The 15,956-nt window shown below is 73.5% G+C and carries 13 protein-coding genes; 5 read left to right on the top strand and 8 right to left on the bottom strand.

Annotated elements, in window-relative coordinates; all coding sequences use genetic code 11:
• Positions 1-60 precede the first annotated feature (60 nt).
• The gene (locus tag HT134_RS19050; RefSeq protein ID WP_175601778.1) at positions 61-1,167 is read left to right on the top strand and encodes a DegT/DnrJ/EryC1/StrS family aminotransferase; all 1,107 of its coding nucleotides are present in this window, start codon (positions 61-63) and stop codon (positions 1,165-1,167) included.
• 15 nt (positions 1,168-1,182) lie between these two features.
• On the opposite strand, the gene HT134_RS19045 is transcribed toward HT134_RS19050, so the two are convergent.
• From HT134_RS19045 to HT134_RS19035, 3 genes are read right to left on the bottom strand one after another with little or no spacing between them, the layout of a single operon-like run.
• A complete protein-coding gene (locus HT134_RS19045) occupies positions 1,183-1,758 on the bottom strand; it encodes a dTDP-4-dehydrorhamnose 3,5-epimerase family protein (protein WP_175601777.1) in 576 nt (191 codons plus the stop codon).
• A 20-nt stretch (positions 1,759-1,778) separates the two neighbouring features.
• Positions 1,779-3,002, bottom strand: a complete 1,224-nt coding sequence (locus HT134_RS19040; RefSeq protein ID WP_175601776.1) for a class I SAM-dependent methyltransferase — start codon at positions 3,000-3,002, stop codon at positions 1,779-1,781.
• 26 nt (positions 3,003-3,028) lie between these two features.
• The gene (locus HT134_RS19035) at positions 3,029-3,625 is read right to left on the bottom strand and encodes a DUF1707 SHOCT-like domain-containing protein (protein WP_175601775.1); all 597 of its coding nucleotides are present in this window, start codon (positions 3,623-3,625) and stop codon (positions 3,029-3,031) included.
• Positions 3,626-3,850: 225 nt separating this feature from the next.
• On the opposite strand from HT134_RS19035, the gene HT134_RS47680 reads away from it, so the two are divergent.
• Complete coding sequence (locus HT134_RS47680) at positions 3,851-5,197, top strand: NDP-hexose 2,3-dehydratase family protein (protein ID WP_175601774.1); 1,347 nt, start codon at positions 3,851-3,853, stop codon at positions 5,195-5,197.
• Here the strand turns inward: HT134_RS47680 and HT134_RS19025 are convergent.
• On the bottom strand, positions 5,178-6,014 hold the full coding sequence (locus HT134_RS19025) for a TIGR03621 family F420-dependent LLM class oxidoreductase (protein WP_175601773.1): 837 nt from the start codon (positions 6,012-6,014) through the stop codon (positions 5,178-5,180). The genes HT134_RS47680 and HT134_RS19025 overlap by 20 nt on opposite strands.
• Positions 6,011-6,709, bottom strand: a complete 699-nt coding sequence (locus HT134_RS19020; protein WP_175601772.1) for a 4'-phosphopantetheinyl transferase family protein — start codon at positions 6,707-6,709, stop codon at positions 6,011-6,013. Before HT134_RS19020 ends, HT134_RS19025 begins: the two co-directional genes overlap by 4 nt.
• A gap of 285 nt (positions 6,710-6,994) precedes the next feature.
• Between HT134_RS19020 and HT134_RS19015 the strand changes: the two genes are divergently transcribed.
• Complete coding sequence (locus HT134_RS19015) at positions 6,995-7,957, top strand: aldo/keto reductase (RefSeq protein ID WP_175601771.1); 963 nt, start codon at positions 6,995-6,997, stop codon at positions 7,955-7,957.
• On the opposite strand, the gene HT134_RS19010 is transcribed toward HT134_RS19015, so the two are convergent.
• The 3 genes from HT134_RS19010 to HT134_RS19000 all read right to left on the bottom strand — a co-directional run bounded on the left by HT134_RS19010 (position 7,933) and on the right by HT134_RS19000 (position 10,805).
• Positions 7,933-8,598, bottom strand: coding sequence for a response regulator transcription factor (locus tag HT134_RS19010; protein ID WP_175601770.1), 666 nt, complete (start codon positions 8,596-8,598; stop codon positions 7,933-7,935). The genes HT134_RS19015 and HT134_RS19010 overlap by 25 nt on opposite strands.
• The gene (locus tag HT134_RS19005) at positions 8,579-9,457 is read right to left on the bottom strand and encodes a sensor histidine kinase (RefSeq protein ID WP_175601769.1); all 879 of its coding nucleotides are present in this window, start codon (positions 9,455-9,457) and stop codon (positions 8,579-8,581) included. The genes HT134_RS19010 and HT134_RS19005 overlap by 20 nt, the downstream gene beginning before the upstream one ends.
• Before the next feature lie 292 nt (positions 9,458-9,749).
• Positions 9,750-10,805: a UbiA family prenyltransferase gene (locus HT134_RS19000; protein WP_312888294.1), complete on the bottom strand. Its 1,056-nt coding sequence runs from the start codon at positions 10,803-10,805 to the stop codon at positions 9,750-9,752.
• Positions 10,806-11,207: 402 nt separating this feature from the next.
• On the opposite strand from HT134_RS19000, the gene HT134_RS18995 reads away from it, so the two are divergent.
• Positions 11,208-13,028 (top strand): 2-isopropylmalate synthase, encoded by a 1,821-nt coding sequence (locus HT134_RS18995; protein ID WP_175601767.1) that lies wholly within the window; start codon positions 11,208-11,210, stop codon positions 13,026-13,028.
• A gap of 44 nt (positions 13,029-13,072) precedes the next feature.
• Positions 13,073-15,952 carry a helix-turn-helix transcriptional regulator gene (locus tag HT134_RS18985; protein WP_246364680.1) on the top strand — a complete coding sequence of 960 codons (2,880 nt, stop codon included), beginning with the start codon at positions 13,073-13,075 and terminating at the stop codon, positions 15,950-15,952.
• Positions 15,953-15,956 lie beyond the last annotated feature (4 nt).

Here is a 15,956-nt window from a genome sequence, read left to right as displayed (position 1 = left end):
GTTCCTCCGCCCCGGAGGGCGCTGTTTATCCTGGGCCCGACCCCGGGAGAAGGAGGGCCGATGCCCACGCGCGTCTGGGATTATCTGCCGGAATACGCGGCCGAACGCGACGACATCATGGACGCGGTCGAGACCGTGTTCCGCTCGGGCCAGCTCGTCCTCGGCGAGAGCGTGCGGCGCTTCGAGGAGGAGTTCGCCGCCCGCCACGGCGTGCGCCACTGCGTCGGCGTGGACAACGGCACCAACGCCGTCAAGCTGGGCCTGCAGGCGCTCGGGGTGGGGCCGGGCGACGAGGTGGTGACGGTGTCCAACACGGCGGCGCCGACCGTGGTCGCCATCGACGCCGTGGGCGCGACGCCGGTGTTCGTGGACGTCGATCCGGCCACGTACCTGATGGACGTGGCGGCCGTGGCGGCCGCCGTCACTCCGCGCACCCGCTGCCTGCTGCCGGTCCACCTGTACGGCCAGTGCGTGGACATGGCCCCGCTGGAACGGCTGGCGGAGGAGCGCGGCCTGGCGATCCTGGAGGACTGCGCGCAGGCGCACGGCGCGCTGCACCACGGCCGGCCGGCCGGGTCGATGGGCCGGGCGGCGGCCTTCTCCTTCTACCCGACGAAGGTGCTCGGCGCGTACGGCGACGGCGGGGCGACGATCACCTCGGACGACGAGGTGGAGGCGAACCTGCGGCGGCTGCGCTACTACGGCATGGAGCGCACCTACTACGTCGTGGAGACCCCCGGCCACAACGCGCGGCTGGACGAGGTGCAGGCGGAGATCCTGCGCCGCAAGCTGACCCGGCTCGACCGCTACGTCGAGGACCGCCGGGCCGTGGCCGCCCGCTACGAGGAGGGCCTGGGCGACACCGAGCTGGTGCTCCCGGTCACCGCCGCCGGCAACACGCACGTGTACTACGTGTACGTGGTCCGCCACCCGCGCCGCGACGAGATCGTCGAGGCGCTGCGGGCGTTCGACATCCATCTCAACATCAGTTATCCGTGGCCGGTGCACACCATGTCGGGCTTCGCCCACCTCGGCTACGGCCGGGGCAGCCTGCCGGTGACCGAGGAGCTGGCCGGCCAGATCTTCTCGCTGCCGATGTACCCGTCGCTGCCGAGGGGCGTCCAGGACAAGGTCATCGACGCCCTGCGCGAGGTCCTGCGGCACTGACGGCTCCCGGCCCGCTCAGCGGGTGTATTCCGGCAGCAGCCCCCGCGCCGCCGCCTCGGCGAGCGTGGGGGCTTCTCTGTCCCGCTCCGACAGCACGAGCGGCCCGAGACCGGCCGGCAGGCGCAGCCGGAGCTCCTCGTCGAAGACCGACAGGGTCAGCTCGTGCTCCTTGCGGTACTCGCGCGACAGCAGGTAGCAGACCACCGATCCGTCTTCCAGCGCCGCGAAGGCGTGGCCCACCCCGGGCGGGACGTAGACGGCGCGGGCGGTGTCGGCGGCCAGCTCGACCGCCTCCCACCGGGCGAACGTGGGCGAGCCCACGCGCAGGTCCACCACCATGTCGAGGACCCGGCCGGCCGGGCAGTAGACGTACTTGGCGGTGCCGGGCGGCACGAGCGTGTAGTGGACGCCGCGCACGACGCCGCGCCGCGACACGTTGCGGCTGACCTGCGCGACGGGGAAGAGCGGGCGGCCGACGGCGGCGGCGAAGACGTGCTCCTGGTACGGCGAGGCGAAGTCGCCCCGCTCGTCGTGGAAGACCTCGGGGGCGAACTCGACCGCCCCGTCCACCGCCAGCCGCCGATGCCTCATGACCGGGCTCGTCAGGTTCCTCATCGGTCCCGGACCAGCCGGACCTCGGGCACGTAGAGGATCCAGGCCCCGCCCGCCTCGCGGAACGCCTCCTCCTTGGCCATGATCTCCTCGGCGTGGTTCCAGGCGAACAGCAGCGCGTAGTCGGGGTAGGGGTCGGCGAACGCCTCGGGGCCGCGCACGGGGATGTGCGAGCCGGGCGTGAGCCGGCCCTGCTTGGCGGGAGTGGTGTCGGAGACGAACGTGACGAGGTCGGGGCCGATGCCGCAGTAGTTGAGCACGGTGGCGCTCTTGGCCGTGGCGCCGTAGCCGTACACGCGGGCGCCCTCGTCGCGCAGGCGGGTCAGCAGCGCCACCAGCTCGTCGCGGTTGCGCGCCACGCGCTCGGCGAAGGCCCGCAGGGTGGCCGGGTCGCTGATCTGGGCGGCGTCCTCGGCGGCGAGCAGCTCGGCCACGGCCGGGGACGGAGTCCGGGCGCCCTGCCGGGCGAGGGTGTAGCGGACCTCGCCGCCGTGGACGGGCAGCCGCTCGACGTCGACCAGCTCGAACCCGTGCCGCCGGGCCATGCCGCGCACCGAGCGGGCGGAGAAGAAGTAGAAGTGCTCGTCGTAGATCTGGTCGTAGGAGGCGCGCTCGACGATGTCGCCGAGGTACGGGTCCTCGAAGACGAACACGCCGCCGGGCCGCAGCAGCGTGGCGACCCCGCTGAGGATGGAGTCCATGTACGGGATGTGGCAGAGGGTGTTGGCCGCGTAGACGACGTCGGCGGGCCCGTCCTCGGCGCGGATGGCGGCGGCCGTGGCGGCCTCGAAGAAGTCCTTGCGCACCCGCACGCCCTTGGCGGCGGCGAGGTCGGCGACGCCGCCCGACGGCTCGACGCCGAGGTGCCGCACCCCGGCCTCGGCCACCCGCTGGAGCATGGTGCCGTCGTTGCAGCCCAGCTCGACGACGAACGGGTCGTCGCCGGACAGCTCGGTGGCGAGGAAGCGCTCGGCGAGGCTCCAGAAGTGCTCGCGCATGACGGCCGAGCCGGACGACAGGTAGGGGTAGCCCTCGTGGAACATGCGCTCGCGGGGCACCTCTTCGAGCAGCTGCACCATGGAGCAGCTCTCGCAGACGCCCACGGCCAGCCGGAACATGTACTCCTCGGCGGGGTCGCCGGGGGTGACGAAGGCGTCCGAGACCGGCTGGCTCCCGAAGTCGGCGAACTGGTGGAGACGGCCCGAACAGATCCGGCACGCCATGCGTTCCTCCTCAGCTTGCGGCCGGCTCAGGTGACCGGCCGGCGGTACCTCACCCAGACGTCCCCGGTCTGCACGTAGCCCGTGAGCCGTACGGTGACGCCGTCCGGCGCGAGCGGCGCCGGGGGGCGGTTGTGGACGGCGCCCATCCACCGGCGGACGACCTGCTCGTCACGGACCTGCCAGCCCCGCGGGACCGCGACCACGATGTCGCCGAACCACGAGGTGATCTCCACGTCGAGATGGACCTCCCGGTGGGGGCAGTCGGCGAGGGTGAAGTCGATCCGCACCGTGCCCCACCTGCCGGCCTTCGCGCTGATGTGCCGGGGCACCGCCCAGCGGCCCACCTGCGCGACCTTGCCGCTGCCCGTGTGGAGCTGGAGCTCGGCAGGCCCCGGTAAGCCCTGGACGGGGGCCGCGGTGCGGACCGCGGGCAGCGATCCGTCCCTCGGCAGGTCGGCCACGACCTCGTCGAGCTCGCCGAGTGTGCGCGCCCGGTAGGTGTGGTCGATCCGCTCGTTGAGCTCCTCCAGCGTGATCCGTCCCTCGCTCACCGCCACCCGCAGCGCCTCCGCCACGCGTTCGCGGTCCTGGTCACTGGCTCGCACGTCCCGATGATCGGTCATGGCGTCCACCCTAGAAGGCTACGAAGGGGCCGCCCGCCGCAGAACCCCTATCCTGCCGGGGTCGCCGGGGCCCGCGAGGGGCTGGGGTGGCGGGCGGGGCGGTCAGGGGTTGAGGGGTGCCGCGGGGCGTGACAGCTTCGGGCTCGGACGACAGGACCCCGGGGTGAGGAGCCTGCCATCATCGACGTTCACGACTGGCTCCACGAGGTCGCCGGGCACACCTCCATGGAGGTGACGCGGCTGCCGCTGGAGGAGCTGCCCGGCTGGCACACGGACCCGGCGACGGGCAACCTGCGGCACGACAGCGGCGGTTTCTTCACCGTCGAGGGGCTCGACGTCCGCCGTCCCGGCGAGCCGGTGCCGGCCTGGACCCAGCCCATCATCAACCAGCCCGAGACCGGCATCCTGGGCATCCTGCTCAAGCGGGTGGACGGGGTGCCGTACGTGCTGACGCAGGCCAAGAACGAGCCGGGCAATCCCGACGGCCCTCAGGTCTCCCCCACGGTGCAGGCCACGCGGAGCAACTACACGCGGGTCCACCAGGGGCGGCCGGTGCCGTACCTCGAGTTCTTCCGCGAGCCGCGCGGCCGGGTGCTGGCCGACACGCGCCAGTCGGAGCAGGGCGCGTGGTTCTACCGCAAGCGCAACCGCAACATGGTGGTGGAGGTCGCGGAGCACGTGCCGGCCGCGGAGGGGTTCCGGTGGCTGCCGCTCGCGCGGGTGTACGGGCTGCTGGCGGTGCCGGACCGGGTGAACATGGACGCGCGGACCGTGCTGTCCTGCCTGCCGCCCCAGCGCGGCGCCGAGCCCGCGGGCGGCTTCGCGGCGGCGGTGGCCCGCTCGCGCGACGCCTCGCGCGGGGCCCGCCACGAGCTGGGCGAGATCCTGAGCTGGCTCAGCGGGGCCCGCTCCACGGCCGACGTGCGGGCCGCGCTGGTGCCGCTCGACCGGGTGCGCGGCTGGCGCCGGTCGGGCGGGCGCATCTCGCACGAGTCGGGCCGCTTCTTCGACGTGATCGGGGTGCGGGTGGCGGCGCGCGGGCGGGAGGTGTCCGGCTGGTCGCAGCCGATGCTCGCGCCGGTGGGCACGGGCCTGGTGGCGTTCCTGGTCCGCCGGATCGGCGGGGTCGTGCACGCGCTCGTGCGGGCGCGCGTCGATCCCGGCTACACCGACGTGGTGGAGCTGGCGCCGACCGTGCAGTGCACGCCGGGCAACTACGACCACCTGCCGCCGGCGGCCCGCCCGCCGCTCGTGGACCTCGTGCTGGACGCCCTGGCGGGCGCGGCCCCGGGCCGGGTGCGCTTCGACACCGTCCTGTCGGAGGAGGGCGGCCGGTTCTACCACGCGCGCAACCGCTACGTCGTGGTCGAGACGGACGAGGACCCGCTGCCGGGCCACCCCGGGTTCCGCTGGCTGGCGCTGCACCAGATCGACGAGCTGCTGCGGCACAGCTACTACCTCAACGTGGAGGCCCGCAGCCTGACGGCCTGCCTGCACGGCCTGGCCCACGGGCCCGCGTACGGCGTGCCGCCACGGGCGCGGGTGCCGCTGCTCACCGCAGGAGTTCGATGACCTTGCCGAAGTCGTCCATGGCGGGCTCCATGACCGTGAAGTAGGTGAAGCCGAACGTCTTCTCGTGCCGGCGCACCTGCTCGGCGATGTCCTCGGGCGTCCCGGCGAACAGCATGGGCACCTCCAGGAGCTGCTCGGTGGTCAGGTCGGGGGCGTAGCGCCGCAGGCCCTCCACGCCGGCCCGCCGGTCGCGGGTGAGCACAGTCGCCTTGGACAGGACGTTCAGCTCCAGGTCGGCGGCGCGCGGCCCGGCCTCCCGCCGGGCGAAGGCGACCCGCCGGGTCAGCTCGCGCGCGTCCACGAGGGCCGTCCTGCCGTACTCGGGGCGGAACGGGGCGCCGGTGAAGCTGACGATCTCGGCGCGGCGGGCGGCCAGGCGCAGCACGCGGTCGCCGTGCCCGCCGACCATCAGCGGCGGCATCCGGCCGCCCAGGAGCCCGTCCAGCTCGCCGGTCAGCCGTTCGAGGGCCCGTACGCGGTGTCCGGCGCCGAACGGCAGGCCGGCCGCCTCGAACTCCTCCCGCACGTACCCGGTGCCGAGCCCCAGCTCCAGCCGGCCGCCGACGAGCAGGTCCATGGTGGCCACCTCCCGGGCGAGCAGCGCGGGCCGGTGGAAGGAGGCGTTGAGCACGTACGTGCCGATGACCGGCCGCTCGGTGACCTCGGCGGCGAGCAGGGCGGTGGGGAAGGGCGCCATCAGGTTGAGATGGTCGGGCACGGCGATGACGTCGTAGCCGAGGGCCTCGGCGCGGCGGCACGTGGCCGTCCACTGGGCGCGCGTGCCGCCCTCGCTGATGAGCACCACCCCGAACCTCATGGCCGCGCCCCCGCCCGGTGGGCGCCCGCGGCGGCGCCGCGGGGCGTCCCGGCCACGGCGATGGCGGTGAGCAGCAGGCCCCGGCCGGCCGTCCAGCGGCCGGTGAAGCCGGTCAGCCGCTCCCCCTGCCAGCGCGGCCCCGAGACCATGAGGTGCGCGGTGAACGTGCCGCGCAGCGGGTCCAGGGTCACCGCGGCGTCCTGGAAGTCCAGCCAGCGCCCGGCGAGCGGGAACCACGCCTTGTAGACGGCCTCCTTGGTGCTGAACAGCAGCCGGTCCCAGGACGTGCCCGGGTGCCGCTCGCCGAGCCGGCGGACCATGTCACGTTCCTTGGGCACGGAGACGGCCTCCAGCACGCCGGGCGGCAGCGGGGCGTCCGGCTCGGCGTCGATGCCGATGAGCGCGGGGCCGGCGCCGACGGCCGCGGCTCTGTAGCCGGCGCAGTGGGTGATGCTGCCGGTGGTGCCGTGCGGCCAGCAGGGCTCGCCGTACGGGCCGCTGAGCACGGGGACCGGGCGCACGCCGAGCCGTTCCATGGCCTTGCGGGCGCAGTGGCGGGCCGTGGTGAACTCGCGGCGGCGTTTGTCGGCGGCGCGGCGCACCAGCTCGGCCTCCTCGGGAAAGAGGGCGGCTTCGGGCGGGTCGTTGAAGGCCTCGAATGCCTTGACGGTCGCCGGCAGGATCTTCTCGATCACACGACCTCCTGACCACCGTCCGCACGGAACACTCGCACAGTAGCCAATGCGGCTAATAGCCCAAAAGACCAACAAAACTCTTTATGGGTCCATGCTGGCTATTAAGGGGTTCAATAGGGGTATTGGGCGTTGCGTACGCCGGAGCTTCCCCTACTATTGGGTAACACCTGAAGCTCGCTAATCGACACCCGCGCCTGGGCTCCCGCGCAAGACCTGCATTCGTTCCCCGATTTTCCGGTCCCCGATCGGAGCCGGTGATCGGGAAAGGCGCACGGAGGGATTTCGGTGCGTTACACGCGGTTGGGCCGGACGGGGCCGGTCGTCTCTGCCATCGGGCTGGGCTCGCTGGCCCTGGCCGGCGCCTACGGCAGGGTGCACGAGGGCGAGGCCGACCGGCTGCTCCGCCGGGCGCTGGACGCGGGCGTGACCCTGTTCGACACGTCCGCCTTCTACGCCGGGGGCCGGGTCGAGCGGCTGATCGGGCGGGCCCTGGCCGGCCGGTCGGACGGGGTGGTGGTGAGCACCCGCGGCGGCGTGCGCGCCCTGGGGCCCGACGGCCGGGTGCTCCACGACGACGACCCCGGCGCGCTGGAGCGCGACTGCGACGCCTCGCTCGAACGGCTCGGCGCCGAGTGCATCGACCTGTACTACCTGCACTGCCGCGACGGCCGCGTGCCGGTCGAGGAGAGCATGGGCCGCCTGGCCGAGCTGGTGCGGGCCGGGAAGATCCGTTACGTCGGGCTGACCAACGGCACGCTGCGGCAGCTTCGCGAGGCCCACGCCGTCCACCCGGTGACCGCCCTGGGCGTCGAGTACTCGGTGTGGGGCCGCTACGCCGACCCCGGCCTGGTCGCCGCGGCGCGCGAGCTGGGCGTCGCGCTGGTGGCCGCGCGCCCGCTCGGGCGGGGCTTCCTCACCGGCCGGGTCCGGGTGGACGCCCGGTTCGAGGCGGGCGACTGGCGCCGCGACGACCCGCGCTTCGGGCCCGAGCAGGGCCGCCACTGCGCCGGGCTCCAGGCGCTGGAGGCCGCCGCCGCGCAGCTCGACCTCAGCGCCGGGCGGCTCGCGCTGGCCTGGCTGCTCGCGCAGGGCGAGCACACGGTGCCGGTGCCGAGCACGCGCAGCCAGGTCCACCTGGAGATGAACCTCGCCGCCGCCGCCGTCGAGCTGCCGCCCGAGGTGCGCGACAAGCTGGCCGGCGTCTTCCCGCTCGACGACTGGGATCAGTCGCCGTCGCCCCTGGTCTGAGGCAGGATGAGCGAGCCGGCGAGCGCCTTGTTGACCGCGTCGATGCGCGAGACCGCGTTCAGCTTCAGGAAGATGTTGCGCATGTGCCGCTTCACGGTGGCCTCGGCCAGGCCCAGGCGGCGGGCGATCTGGCTGTTGCTGAGCGCCTGCGCGGCGAGCTGGAGCACCTCCAGCTCCTTCTCCGACAGCACCCCGCCGGCCGGCGCCTCCACGTGGGCCAGGCTGCTGCGCGAGACCGCGAGCACCAGCCTCGACTCGTCCTCGTACACGCTGCGCACGGCCGCGATCAGCTCGTCCCGGTGGACGCTCTTGTGCAGGTAGCCCCGGATGCCGGCGGCGAGCAGCCGGGTGAGGAGCTGCGGCCCGTCGTACATGCTGAGGATGATGATCCGGGTCTCGGGCGACAGCTTGCGGATCCGGGCCACGGTCTCGGTGACCTCGTCCCCCGGGATCTCCACGTCGAGCAGCACCACGTCCGGCTCGGCCTCCTCGACCAGGGCGATCGCGGAGCCCGAGTCGCCGGCCTCGCCCACGACGTCCATGCCGCCGAAGGACTCCAGGATCTCGCGCAGGCCCTCCCTGAACAGCGTGTGGTCGTCCACCAAGGCGACGGAGATGGGGTTAGGCGTCGTCCGGTCCACCGGCCTGTCCTCTGAGTGGGATGTACAGCTCGACGAGGCATCCGCCGCCGGGCTCGCTGGAGACCGCCACCGTACCGCCGAGCAGCTCCGCGCGCTCGCGCATGGAGGTGAGGCCCACGCCGCCGCGCTCGCGGGCGTTCGCCGGGTCGAAGCCCCGCCCGTTGTCGCGGGCCGACGCGATGAGCGCGTGCGGGGCGATGTCCACCTTGAGCAGGATGATCGTCGGGTCGCCGTGGGTGAGCGCGTTGCGCACGGTCTCGCGCAGGATGAGGAACGACTCGTCGAGCACCCGCGGCTCGACCCACGACTCGTCGCCGTTGACGTCGAACGCGATGGAGACCGAGTCGTCGCCGACCGCCTCCAGGAAGTCCAGCAGCGACTTCTCCAGGTTCTTCACCGGCGTCTGCGGGTGCAGCTCGGAGGTCATCTGGCGCAGGTTGTCCATGGTCTCCTGGATGGCCTGCTGGACCACCACGATCTTGGCGGAGGCGCGGGCGGGGTCGGTCGCCCGGTACGCCTCCGACAGGGCGAGCTGCTGGTGGGCGACGCTCGTGCCGTGGCCGATGCGGTCGTGCAGCTCGCGGGCGATCCGGCGGCGCTCGGCCTCCTGGGCCTCGTGCACCTGGTTGAGCAGGAACCCGTGGTAGCTGTCGGCGGCCTCGCGGATGCGGCGCGACAGGCTCGCCTCCAGACCGGCCGCGGCCAGCAGGAATGTCTCGGCGCACGCGCCGGTTTCCGCGAAGATATGTCGCGTCAGGTGCGAAAGCGCTATCCTGAAGAAAAGTGAGCCTGCCTCAAGCGACGTTTTGGGATGGACGCCGCCCGCCGCCCGGGCGTTCCCGACCTCCCAGGCGTGCAATTTCGAAAGACTACTTATCTGTATCTTTCCTGCGCGCAGCGTAGCAGCCACGTCGTCCAGAACGTAACGGGCCGTGGACAGAGCCTGACCGCGCGCGACGGAATCGGCGAAGAGCGCGTTTCCGCTGCTGCTGAGTGCGCTTTCGAATTCCGCCAGAGCTTCTTCGCGACATGCTTCGACGAATCTCGCCGGATCCTCCGCCGCCCCGTGTGCCGCGTCCAAGGTCCACCCTCCGCCATGGGGAGTGCACGAGTGAGCCTAGCATCGCGCAGCGGGCACACTAATGCAACACTTATGGCCATATATTAGTCAGAAGAGGGGTAATGTGGAGTAGATGCTGCGTTAACATGAATGCCCGGTAAGGGCGGCGGCGGACGCCACGACCGGCACTACCTGTACGCTTTCCCGCAGCAAGTGTTCCGGCGTCAGATCCGGTCCCAGATCCCGCCTCGGATCCGGCCTGAGTTCCGGTCATCCTTCCGGCCAGGACCACCGCCACGACCCCGACCGCCATGACCGCGAGCACCGCCGTCAGAGGCACCCGCAGGAGCGCCACCGCGAGCCCGAACGCGGCCAGCACCCCGACCGCCGCGGCCACCATCACCCGACGCGCGCGCCGCTCGCCGAGGAGCACCCCGAGCGTACGCCGCCCCGCCGCCGCGTCACCCGGGATGTCCGACAGGTCCTTGGCCGGCACCCCCACGAGCACCATCCAGCACGTGGCCGCCCCGGCGAACACGACGAGCTGGACCGTGACCGGCCCCACCGCCACGGCACCCGCCACGAGCTGCTCCGTGACGGAATCCGCCACCAGCCCGACCGTGGCCGGGTCCGCCACCAGCCCGACCGTGGCCGGGTCCGCCACCAGCCCGATCGCGGCCGAGTCCGCCACCACGGCCCCCGCCAGGTAGGACAGCAGCCCCGACAGGCACAGCACCACGACCGTGCCGCCGCAGCTGTCCTTCAGCGGCCACGGCGGCCCCGAGTACAGGAAGCCCAGCACGAGGTTGGCCGCGATGATCCACACCATGGCGTGCGGCAGCCCGGCGGTCGCCACGAGCGACGCCGCCCCCGCCGCCACGGCCACCACACCGGCGGTCCGCGGGGCGAGCCGCCCGCGCGCGATCGGCCGGCCGGACCCGTTGATCCGGTCCTCGGCCACGTCCGTGACCCCGTTGAACAGGTAGACGGCGAAGATGGACAGGACCCACGCGAGCCCGCCCCGCAGGACCTTCAGCGGATCGGGGTCCGGCACGGCGGGCAGCACGAGCGCCACCCCCGCCAGATAGCGCAGCGCCGACACGGCGAGCACCCCGGGACGGGCCTCGGCGACGCACAGCAGCGGCACGCGCAAGGCGGCGAGAAAGAGAGGGGAACGAGGGGCCGGGGATGTCCAGGAAGCGGCCATAGCCCGGATTGTGACCTCGGGACCGGGGCCCGGTTAAGGGAGTAACCCGAAAGGTGTAGCCGGGGGTGCGCCTTTCGATACCCGGGTGTACTCCCCTGGATATCCGCCCCTGAACTCCTGGTCCACCGTCTTGCCGGGCCCCGGCGACCCCTATAGCTTCAGGGCCATCGCACCGAGATTATGACCGGCCCTCCCCAGCAGAATGTTCGTGCCCACCCTAGTATTCCGGAATTCGCACTCTAACCCCGGGGCCGGCGAAAGCGGAAGACCCGCTGACCGCGCCGCGATTCCACCGTTGTGATCCTCCTGGCGAAGCCGTGTCCCCGGAAAGGAAATCCGACGATGCAGGGTGCCGAACGCTATACCGGATTCACCCCTCTCGACCTCACCGACCGCACCTGGCCGAGCCGGCGCATCACCTCGCCGCCGCGCTGGCTGTCCACCGACCTGCGCGACGGCAACCAGTCGCTGGCCCGGCCGATGAGCCCCGACCGCAAGCTCATGATGTTCGACCTGCTCGTGTCCATGGGCTACAAGGAGATCGAGGTCGGCTTCCCGGTGGCCAGCCAGGACGACCACGACTTCGTCCGCCGGCTCATCGAGCAGGACCGCATCCCCGACGACGTGCGGATCACCGTGCTCACCCAGGCCCGCGAGGAGCTGATCAGGGCCACGCTCGACTGCCTCAGGGGCGCGCCGCGCGCCATGATCCACATCTACAACGCGACGTCGCCGCTGTTCCGCGAGGTGGTCTTCGACCTCGACCGGACCGGCTGCAAGGAGCTCGCGGTCCGGGCCACGCGGGTGATGATGGAGCACGCCGACCGGACGCTGCGCGACTGCGACCTCGGCTACCAGTACTCCCCCGAGCTGTTCAACGAGACCGAGCTGGACTTCTCGCTGGAGGTCTGCGAGGCGGTCATGGACGTCTGGCAGCCCGGACCGGGGCGCGGCATCATCCTCAACTTCCCCACCACGGTCGAGCGGTCCCTGCCGAACGTCTTCGCCGACCAGATCGAGTGGCTCGGCCGGCACCTGTCGCGCCGCGAGCACGTGTGCCTGTCGATCCACCCGCACAACGACCGCGGCACCGGCGTCGCCTCCGCCGAGCTGGCCCTGCTCGCCGGCGCCGAGCGGATCGAGGGCTGCCTGTTCGGCAACGGCGAGCGGGCGGGCAACGTCTGCCTGGTCACGCTCGGCATGAACCTGTACTCCCACGGCGTCGACCCGGGCATCGACTTCTCCGACATCAACGCCGTCCGGCGCACCGTCGAGCAGTGCAACCAGCTCCCCGTCCACCCGCGCCACCCCTACGGCGGCGACCTCGTCTACACCGCCTTCTCCGGCTCGCACCAGGACGCCATCAACAAGGGCTTCGAGGACCTCGAACGCCGCGCCGCCGGTGACGGCGTGAGCGCCGCCGACCTGCCCTGGCGGGTGCCGTACCTGCCGGTGGACCCGGCCGACGTGGGGCGCACGTACGAGGCGGTCGTGCGGATCAACAGCCAGTCCGGCAAGGGCGGCGTGGCGTACGTGATGAGCGCCTGGCACGGCCTCAACCTGCCCCGCGGCCTGCAGGCCGACCTGGCGGGAAGGGTCCAGGCGCGGGCCGACGCGGAGGGCGGCGAGCTGTCGCCGAGCCGGATCGGCGCACTGTTCGAGGAGGAGTACCTCCACCGCGGCGACCCGGCCGAGCCCCTCCCGCCGGGCGGCGCGCCCGTGACGACGACGCTGTACGTCGACGGCGGGTTCGAGGTCAGCGGGGCGCGCGCGGACGCGGTCCGCACGATCGGGGCGGTGCTCGCGCCGTGGGGCATCGACGTCCGCGCGGTCCACCGCACCGCGCCGGCGCTGGACGACCGCCGGATGACGCCCGACCGTCCCGCGCTGGGCGACCGGTCGCCGGAGGAGGTCGTCATCTACGCCGAGTGCGGCTCCGGCCCGGCCGCGGCGTGGGGCGCCGGCATCGGCCGCGACGTGCCCGCCGCCGCGTACGCCGCGGTCCGCGCCGCGTGCGCCCGGCTGGTCCCCGCCGCCGAAGGCCGTGCCGTACCGGACAGCGCTTTCCATGAGCGGGCCCTCCCGGCGCAGCCGCACGCGGCGGCGTCCGGCCGCCCGGGCTGCTCCGCGCGGCGGCGCCCCCTCGAACGCGCGGGCCACTGACCGGCACGGGCCATCACCACCGACGACACCCGAGGAGGGCCATCATGGCCGTGGACGACGAGCGGCGGGCGACATCCCTGCTGCACGGTCTGCTGGAGGAGGCGGTGGCCGGCCGGGGGCGGATCGCCGTCGTCACGGGCGCCATCGCCACCGGCAAGAGCCGGCTGCTGTACGGCTTCGCCGACGAGGCGTTCGAGCACGGCGCGCTCCCGCTGAGCGCCATGGGTTCGCGCGCCGAGCGGGACCTGCCCCTGGGGGTGCTGGCGCAGCTCCTGCACAACGCCCCGATGACCGAGGAGCACCGGGCCACCACGCTCAGCCTGCTGCACGAGGGCGCGCGCACGCACCTCGCGAGCGACCCGCGCGCCGACGCCATCGAGCACGTGGACGTCCAGATCGTGGACGCGCTCTGCACGGTCCTGCTGGAGCTGGCGGAGCGCTGCCCGCTGGTGGTCGCGGTGGACGACATGCACCACGCCGACCGCGCCTCGCAGCTCTGCCTGGCCTACCTGGCGCGCCGGGTGAAGTACGCGCGGATCATGCTGGTCCTCGGCACGCCGGGCCACCAGGGGCACCCGCCGAACCTCCTGCACACCGAGGTGCTGCGCCAGCCGCACTGCCGGCAGGTGCGGCTCGGCCACCTCTCGCGGCAGGGCGTGGCCGAGCGGGTGACGCTGCTGGCGGGCGAGGAGGCGGCGGCCCGGCACGCGGCGCGCTGCCACGAGGTGAGCGGCGGCAACCGGCTCCTCGTGGACGCGGCGCTGGAGGACCTCCAGGAGAGCGGTGCCCCGGGCGAGCGCTACGGCGAGGCCGTGGTCGCCTGCCTGCACCGCGCCGGGCCGGAGGCGCTGGTCATGGCCCGCGCGCTGGCCGTCACGGGCACCACGTCCGCGGCGGCCCGCCTGCTCGGCCGGGCCGGGACGGACGACGGCGACCCTGACCGGCTGTACGGGGGTCAGCCGGCCCGGACGCACGAGACCCGGACGCACGAGGCCTGGACGCACGCGGACCGGACGCACGCGGACCGGACGCACGCGGGCGAGCCGGACCGGCTCCACGGGCAGGCCGACGCGGCGCGGGCCGAGCAGGCGCTGACCGGGGCGGGGCTGCTCGACGGCGGCCGGTTCCGTCACGAGGCGGCGCGGAGCGCGGTGCTGGCCGGGCTGGACGGCGCCGAGCGCGCCCGCCTGCACCGCGGCGCCGCCGAGCTGGCCTACCACGACGGCGCACCCGTGGCGGTCGTGGCCGAGCACCTGCTCCAGGCGGGCCACGCCGGCCGGCCGTGGGCGCTGCCCGTGCTGGAGGAGGCCGCCGAGCAGGCGCTGCGCGACGGCGACGTGGAGCCCGCCATCGAGTACCTCAAGCTGGCCTGGCAGGCGTGCGCCGACGAGCGGCGCCGCGCCCGGATCACCACCACGCTGGTACGCGCCAAGTGGCGTATCAACCCGAGCACCCCCGCCGGTCACCTCGCCGAGCTGACCACCGCCCTGCGCAACGGCAACCTGGGCGGCGGCGACGCCGTGGTGCTGGCCAAGGCGCTGCTGTGGCACGGGCACGACGCCGATGCCAAGGACGTCCTGGCCCGGCTCGCCGAGCTCGGGGAACCGGACCGCGAGACGGTGGCCGAGCTGGCCGCGGCGCGCGCCTGGTTCCGCAGCAGCTACCCGTCGTTCCTGTCCCATCTGCCGGTGCTCAGCGAGGAGCAGGCCAGCGGCGCGGCGCACTCGCTCACCGTGGGCCGCCGCCTGGAGTCGGCGGGGGCGCTGGCCCGCGCGCTGGCCGGCGAGTGCCCCGACGAGCCGGCGGCCACCGCCGAGCGGGTGCTGCGCGGCTGCCGCCTGGACGAGATGTCCATGGACACCGTCGAGAGCGCGCTGCTCACCCTCACCTACACGGGCCGGGCGGACCGGGCCGCGCCGTGGTGCGACGCGTTCATCGCCGAGGCCGCCTCCCGCCACGCCCCCAGCCGCCAGGCGCGGCTGTCGGCGATCCGCGCGGAGATCCACCTGCGGCGGGGCGACCTCGCGGGCGCCGTGGCCGACGCGCGCCGCGCCCTGGAGATCATCCCGCCGGCGAGCTGGGGCGTGGCCGTCGGCGGGCCGCTCGGCAGCCTGCTGCTGGCGGGCGCGGCCATGGGCCGCTTCGAGGAGTTCCTGCCCCAGGCCGACCGGCCGGTTCCGGAGGCGATGCTGGAGACGCGCTTCGGCCTGCACTACCTGTACGGCCGGGGCCGCTTCCACCTGATGGCCGGCCAGCCCCGGCAGGCGCTGCGCGACCTGCGGCTGTGCGGCGAGCTCATGAGGGCGTGGGGCCTGGACGCGCCGGGGTTCATCGCGTGGCGGCTGGACGTGGCCGAGACGCTGGTCGTGCTGGAGGAGCCGGAGGAGGCGCGGCTGCTCGTCGAGGACCAGCTCGCCCGCTGCGACCGCCGCTCCACCCGGGTCCACGGGGCCGGGCTCCGGCTGCTGGCCGCCACCGGCGAGCCGCGCCACCGGGTCATGGTGCTGCGCCAGTCGGCCGAGCTGCTCCAGTCGAGCGGCGACCGGTACGAGCTGGCCAGGACCCTGGGCGACCTCACGGAGGCGTACCGGGCGATGGGCGAGTTCCGGCGCGCGTGGATGGTGGGGCGCCGGGCGCGCGCCCTGGCCGACGAGTGCCAGATCACGGTGCTCGACCCGGACCTCGAGCCCGGGCAGGACGGCGGCGGGGGCGAGGCCGAGCCGGCCGGGCTGCGGCCCGTGCTCAGCGACGCCGAGCGGCGGGTCGCCGCGCTGGCGGCCGACGGCTACTCCAACCGGGAGATCTCCGGCAAGCTGTTCATCACGGTCAGCACGGTGGAGCAGCACCTGACCCGGATCTACCGCAAGCTCAACGTCACCCGCCGGACCGAGCTGCCGGCCGACCTGATGAGCCGTCAGGTCTGAACGC

Source organism: Nonomuraea rhodomycinica, assembly GCF_013363995.1.
Taxonomy (GTDB): domain Bacteria; phylum Actinomycetota; class Actinomycetes; order Streptosporangiales; family Streptosporangiaceae; genus Nonomuraea; species Nonomuraea rhodomycinica.
Note: the sequence above shows the minus strand (reverse complement) of the source record. Positions and strands in the feature narration are given on the sequence as shown.